The 13,496-nt window shown below is 42.8% G+C and carries 9 protein-coding genes; 7 read left to right on the forward strand and 2 right to left on the reverse strand.

Going from position 1 to position 13,496, the window contains the following annotated elements; genetic code table 11:
- Positions 1-269: 269 nt before the first annotated feature.
- Positions 270-446: a hypothetical protein gene (locus tag MMU07_RS10190; RefSeq protein ID WP_241125771.1), complete on the reverse strand. Its 177-nt coding sequence runs from the start codon at positions 444-446 to the stop codon at positions 270-272.
- Between the two features lie 1,021 nt (positions 447-1,467).
- Here MMU07_RS10190 and hutI point away from each other — a divergent pair.
- The 5 genes from hutI (at position 1,468) to MMU07_RS10215 (ending at position 7,835) form a co-directional block, all read left to right on the forward strand.
- A complete protein-coding gene (hutI, locus tag MMU07_RS10195; protein WP_241125772.1) occupies positions 1,468-2,706 on the forward strand; it encodes an imidazolonepropionase in 1,239 nt (412 codons plus the stop codon).
- A 474-nt stretch (positions 2,707-3,180) separates the two neighbouring features.
- On the forward strand, positions 3,181-5,190 hold the full coding sequence (locus MMU07_RS10200) for a urocanate hydratase (protein WP_241125773.1): 2,010 nt from the start codon (positions 3,181-3,183) through the stop codon (positions 5,188-5,190).
- A gap of 120 nt (positions 5,191-5,310) precedes the next feature.
- A complete protein-coding gene (locus MMU07_RS10205; protein ID WP_241125798.1) occupies positions 5,311-6,183 on the forward strand; it encodes an N-acetylmuramoyl-L-alanine amidase-like domain-containing protein in 873 nt (290 codons plus the stop codon).
- 39 nt (positions 6,184-6,222) lie between these two features.
- The gene (locus tag MMU07_RS10210) at positions 6,223-6,915 is read left to right on the forward strand and encodes a hypothetical protein (RefSeq protein ID WP_241125774.1); all 693 of its coding nucleotides are present in this window, start codon (positions 6,223-6,225) and stop codon (positions 6,913-6,915) included.
- Positions 6,916-7,025: 110 nt separating this feature from the next.
- Entirely contained in the window at positions 7,026-7,835 is an 810-nt protein-coding gene (locus MMU07_RS10215) for a sterol desaturase family protein (protein ID WP_241125775.1), read from the forward strand.
- Between the two features lie 56 nt (positions 7,836-7,891).
- On the opposite strand, the gene katG is transcribed toward MMU07_RS10215, so the two are convergent.
- Entirely contained in the window at positions 7,892-10,117 is a 2,226-nt protein-coding gene (gene katG, locus MMU07_RS10220) for a catalase/peroxidase HPI (RefSeq protein ID WP_241125776.1), read from the reverse strand.
- A 275-nt stretch (positions 10,118-10,392) separates the two neighbouring features.
- Between katG and MMU07_RS10225 the strand changes: the two genes are divergently transcribed.
- Positions 10,393-11,454 carry a linear amide C-N hydrolase gene (locus tag MMU07_RS10225; protein WP_241125777.1) on the forward strand — a complete coding sequence of 354 codons (1,062 nt, stop codon included), beginning with the start codon at positions 10,393-10,395 and terminating at the stop codon, positions 11,452-11,454.
- A 390-nt stretch (positions 11,455-11,844) separates the two neighbouring features.
- Positions 11,845-13,362, forward strand: coding sequence for an alpha-amylase family glycosyl hydrolase (locus MMU07_RS10230; RefSeq protein ID WP_241125778.1), 1,518 nt, complete (start codon positions 11,845-11,847; stop codon positions 13,360-13,362).
- The last annotated feature ends 134 nt before the right edge of the window (positions 13,363-13,496 follow it).

Genomic DNA, 13,496 nt, shown 5'->3' on the forward strand with positions numbered 1-13,496 from the left:
TCAAGTCTTCGGACTTGGACTTCCCTTCGACCAAATAGTTCAAGCCTTCAGACTTGGACCAATCGGTAAAAGAAAGCTTTTCCAAAGTTCAAAACTTTGGAAAAGATCTCAGTTTAATTGAAAATTCCAAAAAGAAAAATGGTTGGCTTGGACCAAATAGTTCAAGTCTTCAGACTTGGACTTCCCTTCGACCAAATAGTTCAAGCCTTCAGACTTGGACCAATCGGTAAAAGAAAGCTTTTCCAAAGTTCAAAACTTTGGAAAAGATCTCAGTTTAATTGAAAATTCCAAAAAGAAAAATGGTTGGCTTGGACCAAATAGTTCAAGTCTTCAGACTTGGACTTCCCTTCGACCAAATAGTTCAATTCTTCGGACTTGGACTTCGCTTCGACCAAATAGTTCAAGTCTTCAGACTTGGACCAATCGGTAAAAGAAAGCTTTTCCAAAGTTCAAAACTTTGGAAAAGATCTCAGTTTAATTGAAAATACCAAAAAGAAAAATGGTTGGCTTGGACCAAATAGTTCAAGTCTTCGGACTTGGACTTCCCTTCGACCAAATAGTTCAAGCCTTCAGACTTGGACCAATCGGTAAAAGAAAGCTTTTCCAAAGTTCAAAACTTTGGAAAAGATCTCAGTTTAATTGAAAATTCCAAAAAGAAAAATGGTTGGCTTGGACCAAATAGTTCAAGTCTTCGGACTTGGACTTCCCTTCGACCAAATAGTTCAATTCTTCGGACTTGGACTTAGGAATTGGACTTAGGAATTGGACTCTCTAATTCGCAGTCTAAGACTGCATTATAAGGGTCCAAGTCAGAGACTTGAACCACCGAGAACTAGTTCAAGTCTTCGGACTTGGACTTCCCATCGACAAACTAGTTCAAGTCTTCAGACTTGGACCAATCGGTAAAAGAAAGCTTTTCCATAGTTCAAAAATTTTGGAAAAGATCTCAGCTTAATTGAAAATTCCAAAAAGAAAAATGGTTGGCTTCGACCAAATAGTTCAAGCCTTCAGACTTGGACCAATCGGTAAAAGAAAGCTTTTCCAAAGTTCAAAACTTTGGAAAAGATCTCAGTTTAATTGAAAATACCAAAAAGAAAAATGGTTGGCTTGGACCAAATAGTTCAAGTCTTCGGACTTGGACTTCCCTTCGACCAAATAGTTCAATTCTTCGGACTTGGACTTAGGAATTGGACTTAGGAATTGGACTCTCTAATTCGCAGTCTAAGACTGCATTATAAGGGTCCAAGTCAGAGACTTGAACCACCGAGAACTAGTTCAAGTCTTCGGACTTGGACTTCCCCTCGACAAACTAGTTCAAGTCTTCGGACTTGGACCAATCGGTAAAAGAAAGCTTTTCCAAAGTTCAAAACTTTGGAAAAGATCTCAGTTTAATTGAAAATACCAAATATAAATATGGTTAATTCGGAACAATTAACCAGTTAACCAAATAAACAATTAACCAAAAAAATGCCCATCTACACCCTCATCGGCCCGATACGACAACTCCTGACCATGCGTGGATTGGAGGCAAAAGGCCCTTTGCAAGACAGCCAACTTGAAATCATTACCGAAGCCGGGATATTTTTGAAGGATGAAAAGATACATGAAATCGGGAGTTATTGGGAAATCTATCCGGAAGCCCAGTCCATCGGTGCCAAAATGGAAACCTTGCAAGGCGACTTTGTTGCGCTTCCCGGGTTTGTGGATTGCCATACACATATCTGTTTTGCCGGAAGCCGGGCAAAAGATTTCGCGATGCGCAATACCGGAAAATCCTACCTTGAAATCGCCAATTCGGGAGGTGGAATCTGGGATACCGTTACCCAAACGAGGAAAGCGGCCTTGGAACAATTGGTAAAACTTACTGTCAAAAGAGCCAACCGTCATCTCACCGATGGTGTCACCACCATTGAGGTCAAAAGTGGCTATAGCCTTTCTGTGGCTGAAGAAATCAAAATGCTCCAAGCCATCAAACAGGCAAATTCGGAAACTGCAGCAGACTTAGTACCCACTTGCCTTGCTGCCCATATCTGTCCAAAGGATTTTGAAGGTTCAGCAAAAGAATACCTGGAAACAATCAGCGAGGAATTATTTCCTATTTTGAAATCTGAAAACCTCAGCAACCGGATCGATGCCTTTATTGAAGATTCGGCTTTCAGCCCTCAGGATATCGCAGACTATTTCCAAAAAACCAAAGACTTTGGATTCGATATCACAGTCCATGCAGACCAATTCCATGTCGGCGGTTCAGCGGTGGCGGTGGCATATGGCGCCATTTCAGCAGATCATCTGGAAGCAAGTTCTGAAAAGGAAATTGCATTGATTGCCAATTCGGATACCGTTGCCGTGGCATTGCCAGGCGCATCGATCGGTTTGGGAATGGCTTTTACACCTGCCCGAAAACTCCTTGACTCCGGCGCTTCCTTAGCCATTGCCTCAGATTGGAATCCCGGTTCGGCACCGATGGGAGATTTGCTGATGCAGGCATCCATATTGGGAACATTCGAAAAACTCAGCAATGCGGAAGTCTTAGCCGGAATTACCTTCCGGGCCGCAGATGCAATTGGTTTGTCCGACAGGGGAAGTATTGCTGTGGGAAAATTGGCGGATATCCTTCTTTTCCAAACTTCAGATTACCGGGAAATAACTTACCATCAAGGGAGATTGAAGCCGAAGATGGTATTTAAAAGGGGAGTAAAAATTTAGATATTAATTGATATTGGATATTGATGGATATTCACCGCAAAGGTGAAGCATAATATCCAAAAATTGTATTAAAAACTATCTAAAGACCTTTCCTTGTCACTTCGACGAAAGGAGAAGTCTTTGATCCAAATTCTAGAAAAAGATTTCTCTCTGAGTTACCAATGACATATTTCGAGGGCGTCACCTTGAGTGAAGCGAAGGGTCTCACCAAAAAAAAAAAGATCCTTCAGCCGTTACACCCTACCAATGACATGAATATCTTGGACGTCACACTGAACGCAGTGAAGCGTCTCAGGTAAGGGGGATTCTTCACCTCCGCAAGCTCCGGTTCAGAATGACGAAACACCAACCGTCATTCCCTTTCTGAACATATTAAAATGTTAAGGACTCAGAGTGACAATTCCGAAAACCTGACAACAATTAGAACCATTACAACAATTACAACCACTACAACATTTACAACCAAATCAACCAATGATCTTCCAAGACCAAATCCTCCAAGGCATCCCCTCCACCCTTCCGGCAAGAAAATCACCTGATCCTAGTTTTAGCCATGCGCCAAAAAGAAAGGATATTTTAAGCCCTGAGGAGAAGAAACTGGCTTTGAGAAATGCGCTAAGGTACTTCCCAAAGGCCTGGCATGAGGAATTGGCAAAGGAATTTTTTGAAGAATTACAGCAATACGGGAGGATATACATGTACCGCTTTATGCCGGACTATGAGATGCGGGCAAGGACAATTTCTGATTATCCAGCTAAATGTCAACAAGCGGCAGCGATCATGTTGATGATCCAAAACAACCTCGACCCTGCTGTGGCCCAACATCCTCAGGAACTCATCACCTACGGAGGCAACGGTGCAGTTTTTCAAAATTGGGCGCAATACCTCCTTACCATGAAGTACCTCGCCGAGATGACTGAGGAACAAACTTTGCACATGTATTCCGGCCATCCGATGGGACTTTTTCCTTCCTCCAAAGATGCTCCGCGAATAGTCGTCACCAACGGCATGATGATACCAAACTACTCCAAACCGGATGATTGGGAGAAATACAATGCCCTCGGCGTGACACAATATGGACAGATGACTGCAGGTTCTTATATGTATATCGGTCCTCAGGGTATTGTCCACGGCACCACCATTACGGTGATGAATGCCTTCCGTAAAAAACTTGGCCCTGCCATAAATCCCAAAGGTAAAGTCTTCCTGACAGCGGGTTTGGGAGGCATGTCTGGTGCACAACCAAAAGCAGGAAATATTGCAGGATGCATCACGGTCTGTGCCGAAGTCAATCCGAAAGCTGCACATAAACGCCATGAACAAGGTTGGGTGGATGAATTGATAACTGACTTGGATAATCTGGTGCTCCGGGTGCGTCAGGCTCAGCAAAACGAGGAAGTGGTTTCAATCGCCTTCCTTGGCAATGTCGTGGATGTTTGGGAGAAATTTGACCAGGAAAATATCACCATCGAACTCGGTTCTGACCAGACTTCCCTCCACAATCCTTGGGCAGGCGGATATTATCCGGTGAGTTTGGATTTTGAGGAAGCCAATGAAATGATGGCTAAAGAACCCGAAAAATTCAAAACCAAAGTTCAGGAATCCCTCCGCCGACATGCTGCTGCAGTCAACAGACATGCTGCAAAAGGCACCTACTTTTTTGATTATGGAAATGCATTTTTATTAGAAGCTTCCCGTGCCGGAGCCGATGTGATGGCTGCCAATGGTATTGATTTTAAATACCCTTCCTATGTACAGGATATTTTGGGACCGATGTGTTTTGATTATGGATTTGGTCCTTTCCGTTGGGTCTGCACCTCAGGGAAACCTGAAGACCTTGCCAAAACCGACCAAATAGCTGCCGAAGTACTCAAACAAATCAAAACCTCAGCCCCTTCAGAAATACAGCAACAGCTTCAGGACAATATTACTTGGATCGAGGAAGCCGGAAAAAATAAATTGGTGGTAGGTTCACAGGCGAGAATCCTTTATGCAGATGCAGAAGGCAGGATCGAAATCGCCAAAGCTTTCAATGCCGCGATCCAATCTGGAGAAATCTCTGCTCCGATTGTACTCGGCCGTGACCACCACGATGTCAGCGGCACGGATTCCCCCTTTCGGGAAACGAGCAATATCTATGACGGCAGCAAATTCACCGCTGACATGGCCATCCACAATGTGATCGGTGACAGTTTCCGTGGGGCAACTTGGGTCTCCATCCACAACGGTGGCGGTGTAGGTTGGGGGGAAGTAATCAACGGTGGATTCGGCTTGCTGCTCGACGGAAGCAAGGAAGCTAACTGCAGACTCCAATCCATGCTCTTTTACGATGTCAACAACGGCATCTCCCGTAGGGCTTGGGCAAGAAATGATAAAGCATTATTTGCGATCAGGAGGGAAATGGAAAGGACCCCGGGGCTGAAGGTGACGCTGCCGGAGATGGTGGATGAGGAGGTTTTGAATGATTTGGGTTTTGGGAAATAAGAAAAAAGTGAATCAAATCAGAATGCAAACATCAAACCAATATTCCGATAAAAACCCTAAATCTGGGATTGTCTTTTGCCTGTTCGCATGGCATTTCCAAAAAAATCTTGCAATTTGAAAGTGAATTCTCAGCCCATTGTTACAATGAGATTGATCGCCGTTATCTTATTTTTATTTCCCCTTCTAAGTTATGCTCAGACCGTATGCTCTCCAGAAAGTCGTGGAAGACTGGAATCCATTCTAAAGGGGCTTTCATCAGAGGATCTTTCACAAAAATCTTTGAATGACCTGAACATCGAAATAGGCCTTAGGTTTCTTGAAACCGCCTATGTAGAAAAGACCCTTGAAATACCGGGAGACGAAAAACTCGTCATTGACCTTATGGGATTGGATTGCACTACTTTTCTTGAGTCTGTCATCACTCTGTCAAGACTTGCTTCGCAAAATAGCTTTTTCATAAGCAGCTATGAAAAGGAACTTGAGTTTTTGCGCTACAGGGGAGGAACCAACAAAGGATATCCTTCCAGATTGCACTATTTTTCAGACTGGATTTATGAGAATGAGCAAAAGGGGATTTTGAAGGACATCACACAAGAGATCGGGGGAAGGATCTATGAAAACAACCCGTATTTCATGTCAGCCAACCCAAAATTCTATCCACAGTTGGTAAATGCTGATTTTGTCCGCCAACTCCAAATCACTGAGGAAGCCATTTCCCACAGGCAATACCATTTCATTCCCAAAGATGAAATCCATTTGCATGAAACAAAAATCCAGTCCGGCGACCTGATTGCCATCACCACTTCTATGACCAATCTTGATATAGTGCATGTGGGATTTGCGATCGAAAGGCAGGGAAGAATTCATTTGATGCATGCAAGTTCCGGTTCGATGAAGGTGGAAATCTCTGTAAAACCCCTTGAAGATTATATCAAAAGCAACAAATCCCAGTCCGGAATCATGGTTTGCCGATTAGAAAAGCCTAATCGGTAATTTTGTTCAAATCTTTAATTAGCCCTTCTTTAAATTCAAATGGAAATAAAATGCGCGAGTAAGATTGTTTGTTCCATCTTAGTAATACTAATTTTTACCAATTCGATTCTTGCTCAAGAGATTGACATTAGGAGAAAAACGAACTTTGGAAACACAGAAATATACCTTCCTCCTATAGAAGGATACCGCGAATGTTATTTAGAACCTACAGTAAAACAAATTGCAGATGGGACAGAAGTACCTTCAAATATGGTCCTTGGGTTTTATTTAAATAATCGAACTTTTGAAAAAATAGGCAGTTCGGAACTTTCACGTTTTGATGACTATTTTAAAATATACGGAACAATTCAGGTTAAAGATTATAAGGCAAATCGTGATATCCTAAAACAAATGCAAGATGCGATGGGCGGGAATTTTATGGCCAAAAATTGGGATTTGATGAAAAAAGAAGTTGATAAAATAGGCCTTGAAGTTGAAATAGGAGTCCCGATTGTGATCAAAAATTACAATCTCAATAAGAACTCATTTACCTATGTGATGATTGCTAGGTATGAATTAGAGGGCGTTGATCCTTTTACTTTGGTAATGGCAATCAATGGATTATTGATAAATGAAAAGCTAATATGGATGGCTTATTACCTCCACTATGATGGAGAAGAAAGCATTTCTAGATTGCAAAGAAATAATGACTTCATTCTTGAGGAATTAATCTCAGGAAACCTTCAAAGGTAAATTACCTGCAATATTCTGATCCTGTTTAGGTAGTTTCAAATTGATATAAAAAATTCTTTTTACACTAACCATCCATTTTTTTAATTTTACTGACTAACGTACTACAAAGCATGGATTTCAATCTCGACTGGCTTTTAAGAACGGATTATTCTGAACAAGGGAATTCTATCATCATTTTTTTGCTTTTATTGGCTGGAATTTTCGGGAGATACCTGCTTTTGGCATGGGTGTACCATGAGTTGGTCTATAAGAAACTTGGAGACGTTATCCCCTACCGGAGGCTTCACCAACAGGTGAAAATCACTCAGGTCAAGACTGAAATCTGGTATTCTTTTCTCGGGGCGATCATATTTGCTGTTTCGGGAACGGTCATGCTGGTCTTTTGGCAGCGGGGATACACCAAGCTATATACGGCGCTCACCACTTGGGATATGCTATGGCTTCCAATCAGCTTTTTTCTGGCGATGTTTATCCATGAGACCTATTATTATTGGCTTCACCGATGGATGCACCGCCCAAAGGTTCTCCGGTATTTTCACCATATCCACCACAACAGCCTCTACACAAGTTCATTTACTTCTTTTTCCTTTCATCCAATAGAAGCTTTTCTGCAGGCGATCTTTTTGCCGGTTCTTGTCCTGTTTCTTCCCATGCATTTTTCGGTCTTGTTGGCTTTGTTGGTGACCATGTCCATCACTGCCGTGATCAACCATGCCGGCGTGGAAGTTTATTCGAGCTCTGCGCTCCGTTCCCCACTTGCACGGTGGATGGTGGGGGCAACTCACCATGACCTGCATCACCTGAGATACCGCTGTAATTATGGACTGTATTTTACCTTTTGGGATGTGTGGATGAGGACCGAAGATGCAGGGTTTGAGAAGCGGTTTATAGACCATACCACCAAGGAAAAACCTGAATAAAAAAAGGCGGCCTGTTTCCAGACCACCTTTTCAATCAAATAAAACTTATCTCAATTTTAAGCAAGGTCAAATCGGTCAAGGTTCATCACCTTGTTCCAAGCTGCCACGAAGTCAGTTACGAATTTCTCTTTTCCATCTGCGCATCCATAAACCTCAGATACTGCCCTCAATTCTGAATTGGAACCTAAGATTAGGTCAACTCTGGTGGCAGTCCATTTTGGTTCGCCGGTCATCCGATCACTGCCCACAAATAGATTCTGTCCATCAGAAGTCGCTCTCCAGGTTGTTCTCAAATCCAGTAGATTCAGGAAGAAGTCATTGGTCAAAGTCTCAGGATTGTGGGTAAAAACACCATGTCTGGACTTATCAAAGTTGGTGTTCAACACACGAAGACCACCTATCAAAACAGCCATTTCAGGAGCCGTAAGATTTAGGAGTTGTGCCTTGTCAACCAACATTTCTTCCGCAGAAGCCATATTTTTGGCATTGTAATAATTGCGGAATCCATCGGCCTTAGGCTCTAGGAATGCAAAGGAGTCAATCTCAGTTTCATCTTGGGAAGCATCCATTCTTCCCGGTGTAAATGGAACGGAAAGTTCATACCCGGCATTTTTTGCTGCTTTTTCGATCGCTGCACATCCACCTAGTACAATCAGGTCAGCAAGGGAAACTTTCTTATTTCCGGACTGCGTGCTGATAAATTCCTCTTGGATGCTTTCAAGGGTTCCCAACACCTTAGCAAGCTGTGCAGGATTGTTGGCTGCCCAATTTTTCATTGGTTCAAGGCGGATACGTGCACCATTGGCGCCACCACGCTTGTCTGAACCTCTGAAAGTAGAAGCTGAAGCCCAAGCTGTAGACACCAATTCAGATATGGTCAAACCAGAAGCCAAAATATTGGCTTTCAATCCGGCAATGTCATAATCGTCTACCAATTCATGGTTGACTGCAGGAATTGGATCTTGCCAGATCAAATCCTCAGCAGGTACTTCAGGGCCTATGTATCGGGATTTTGGCCCCATATCACGGTGGGTCAATTTGAACCAAGCTTTTGCGAAAGCCTCGTTAAACTCCGCAGGATTTTCGAGGAAATGCCTTGATATCTTCTCGTAAATTGGATCAACCCTCAATGCAATATCAGTCGTAAGCATGAAAGGGGCATGTTTCTTTTCCGGATCATGAGCATCAGGTACAGTACCTGCACCTCCATCATTGATCGGCTTCCACTGATGCGCACCTGCAGGGCTTTTGGTCAATTCCCATTCAAATCCAAAAAGATTTTCAAAATAGTTGTTGCTCCATCTCGTTGGTGTAGTGGTCCATGCGCCTTCCAATCCGGAAGTGATAGTATCGCCGGCATTACCTTTACCAAATGTATTTTTCCAGCCCATCCCCATCTCTTCGATGCTCGCACCTTCAGGCTCAGGACCTACATATTTGGATGGATCTGCGGCACCGTGGGTTTTGCCAAGGGTGTGACCACCTGCGATCAAGGCTACCGTTTCGTAATCATTCATAGCCATACGGCCAAAAGTCTCTCTGATATCATAAGCAGCTCCCTGTGGGTCAGGCTTGCCTTGCGGACCTTCAGGATTGACATAGATCAGACCCATGTGGGAAGCTCCCAACGGCTGCTCTAATTCTCTCTCTCCACTATATCTCTTATCATCACCCATCCACTGTCCTTCAGAACCCCAATACACATCTTCTGCAGGTTCCCAAACGTCAGCACGGCCACCTGCAAAACCATAAGTTTCAAAACCCATCGTTTCAAGAGCCACGTTACCTGTCAGAATCATCAAATCGGCCCAAGAAAGTTTCTTTCCATATTTTTGTTTGATTGGCCAAAGAAGCAGACGCGCCTTGTCCAGGTTGGCATTGTCGGGCCAGCTGTTAAGAGGTGCAAATCGTTGGGTGCCGAATCCTGCTCCGCCACGTCCATCCTGAACACGGTAAGTACCTGCACTGTGCCAGGCCATTCTGATCATCAAAGGGCCATAATTGCCATAATCTGCCGGCCACCAGTCCTGTGAAGTCTGAAGTACATCGGCAATATCTTTTTTTACCTCGGCAAGGTCCAAAGTCTTGAACGCCTCAGCATAATTGAAATTTTCTCCCATCGGATTGGAAAGAGAGGAATGCTGACGTAGAATATTCAGCTTCAACTGATTGGGCCACCAGTCGCGGTTCCTTGGTCCTGCACCGGCAGCTTGGGAGAGTTGACCATTGTGAAATGGGCATTTGCTCAAATCGCCACCATTTTGATTTGTGTTATGATCCATAATTGAATTGATTATTTTGATAGAATTGCGAATTTACTAAATATAAGGGTTATCGAATTCATTTTTCGATTGATAAAATCTATGACTCTTGTACAAATTTAATGAGGCCTGAACTTAAATAAAATCACTCTAGAAAACCATGATTTTAATCAGGAGATTTAAATTGGTCTTGAATTTTACACCTCCCAGATCTAATCATTTTTATAATCTCAACCCGGCAGATTTGGTTGATAATGTTAGAAGGAAATCCGATATTGATACAAAAATCCTGAATCATGACCACAACTCAATTACTCCGCTCCTGCCTGATTCTCATGACTTTATTTATTGTCGGGCAATATCAACAAGGACATGCATGTACCAGGGTAGTCTATAAAGGACCAAACAAAACCGTAATCACGGCCAGGTCTATGGATTGGAAAAGTGAAATCCCTGCCAATCTGTGGGTTCTTCCCAGAGCTACAAAACGGTCAGGTCTTGCCGGTGAAAATTCAGTGGAATGGACCTCCAAATATGGCAGTGTGGTCAGTACAGCTTGGGACATTGCTTCTGCGGATGGGATGAACGAGAAGGGTCTTGTCGCTAATCTCCTTTGGCTCGTCGAGTCAGAATATCCGAAATATGACCCCAAGGCGGGAAAAAAAGGATTGGCAATTTCACTTTGGGCACAATATGCCTTGGATAACTTTGCCACCGTCCAGGAAGCAGTCGACCATTTTAGCACGGGAAATGTAGTGTTGGTTTCAGATTATATTCCCGGTACAAAAATGTTTACCACCGTCCATCTTTCCATCTCAGATGCAAACGGAGACAATGCCATTTTCGAATATGTCGCAGGAAAGCTTGTCATTCACCATGATCCATCTTACACTGTGATGACCAATTCACCTATTTTTGAAGAACAGCTTGGACTTAATAAATATTGGAAGAATATTCCCGGTACCATCATGTTGCCGGGCACCAACCGCGCGGCTGATAGGTTTGTAAGGGCATCTTACTACATTGATGCTATCCCCAAAACTGATAAAATGGAAATTGCTATTCCATCAGTTTTCAGTGTGATAAGGAATTGTTCTGTTCCATTTGGGATTTCGACTCCTGATGAACCTAACATTTCCTCCACCCGATGGAGGTCTGTCTCCGATCAAAAAAACCTCGTCTACTATTTCGAAACTGCCTTGACACCAAATACTTTTTGGGTAGATCTGAAGAAATTAGACTTTAGCCCGGGAGCAAAAACCAAAAAGCTCAGTGTCGAAAAAAATGAAACTTACGCGGGTGAATCTTCTGCACAGTTTAAAACATCTATGCCGTTTAGCTTTCAGGGTATAGGGTAAGGAAAGGGATTTGATTCCAAATGTAATGATTTAACCTTTCGCATCTTATCCTATTTGTCGAAGAAAAATAAGGATTGATTGCAATGAGATTGATAAGGAAAATCCCTTCTATTTATTATTTAAAACATGACTATCATCATGGTTTAAAGGCAATTAAATCATTTTCTCCTTAACCTTTATTTATTAAATTGCTACAGTAAGAATTTCGATATTCTCTCACCATTTTTCCATAAGCCCCGACCAAAATAATTATCATCTCCAAGGATTATTCTTTCCCTAAACAGGAAGGATGTCTTTTGAAAAAAAGAGTACTGCTCAGCATCAATTTCCCAGACCAAAAGGATTGTGAACTTAGCCAAATTAACAATACCCATCTTAACTTTTCCAATTATGAACAATGCCAAAAAAAACTATCCAACTCTCTACCAGGTCAACACCAGGGTTTGGCTTAATTTCCTTTCCAAAAAACTTGGCAAAAAGGCCATGTTGGATGATATCCCGAATGAGGAGTTGGACCATATCAAGGACATGGGATTTGAGTGGGTATGGCTGCTGGGTATCTGGCAAACAGGGATTAAGGGAAAAGAAATCTCGCGGACCAATCCTGATTGGCTGGAGGAATTTGAAAAAACCCTTCCTGACCTCAAAATGGGAGATATTGAAGGGTCGGTATTTGCAGTTTCTGCCTACGAAGTCCATAAGGATTTGGGAGGAAATGAGGCACTCTCACGCCTCCGAGAAAAAATGAAAGAAAGAGGATTGAATCTGATGTTGGATTTTGTCCCCAACCATACCGCCATAGACCATGAATGGGTCCAAAAACACCCAGAATTTTATATCGAAGGCAATGAAGTGGACCTAAAAAGGGAACCGCATAATTATAAACCTATCGAGGTAAAGAAAAAAGAAAGGGCTTTTGCCCACGGTCGAGATCCATTCTTTCCATGCTGGCCTGATACCCTTCAGCTGAATTATGCCAATCCTGAACTGCAACAAGCTATGATCAGGGAACTTGAAAAAATCTCCTGTCTCTGTGACGGAGTACGCTGTGACATGGCCATGTTAGTCACCCCCTCAGTATTTGAGAAAACATGGAAAAGAGGCTGTGGCATTTTTTGGCCAAAAGCAATCCAAAAAATCAAATCAACAAACCCTTCCTTTAAGTTCATTGCCGAAGTATACTGGAACATGGAATGGGAACTTCAGCTCCAGGGGTTTGACTTTACCTATGACAAAAGATTACTGGACAGGCTTGTCGAGGGTAAATCCCGGCCTGTTCGAGATCATCTAAAAGCGGAGTTGGAGTACCAAAGCCGGACTGTCCACTTTCTTGAAAACCACGACGAATCAAGGGCTGCTTTCACCTTTGACCAAACGAAACATGAAGCCGCCGCCATCATCACCTACTTCTCACCGGGTCTGCGATTTTTCCATCAAGGACAGCTCGAAGGTAAGAGAACACACATTTCTTCCCACTTGGTACGTGGGCCGCACGAACCCGTGGACCCTATCCTCTATCGGTTTTACAGCAGGTTGTTAGAAGTACTCAAAAACCCGCTTTTTGAAAAAGGCCGTTGGAAACTCCTTGACACCAAGGCAACCTGGTTCGGAAACGGTACCTGGGAATCATTTATCGCCTATTCTTGGGAAGGGCCTCAAAGCAAGACAGGAGTTGTGGTGGTGAATTACGCCCCATATTCCAGTCAGTGCTTTCTTCAGTTGCCATTACCCTATCTGGCAGACAAAAAATGGAAGCTTCAAAATATGATGGGAAATGAATATTATGAAAGAGACGGAAATAGCTTGCTTTCACAAGGCCTCTTCCTAGATATGCCTGCCTGGCATTACCATGTATTTGAATTTAAACAATTGAAAAATCCTGATTCGCTGTCCGGTAGCTTGGCTTAAACTTTCTACATCAATACCTGTAGCAATTGTTTTTTCGATCAAAAGGCATTAACAGTAAATTTGATAATTTTGATTCTAAGAGGTTTCTAATGAAATCAGGTCTAAAATTGTATCCTAAAATTTTCTTTTCCCAA

Origin of the sequence: Cognataquiflexum nitidum (assembly GCF_022538055.1) — a bacterium.
GTDB lineage: Bacteria > Bacteroidota > Bacteroidia > Cytophagales > Cyclobacteriaceae > Cognataquiflexum > Cognataquiflexum nitidum.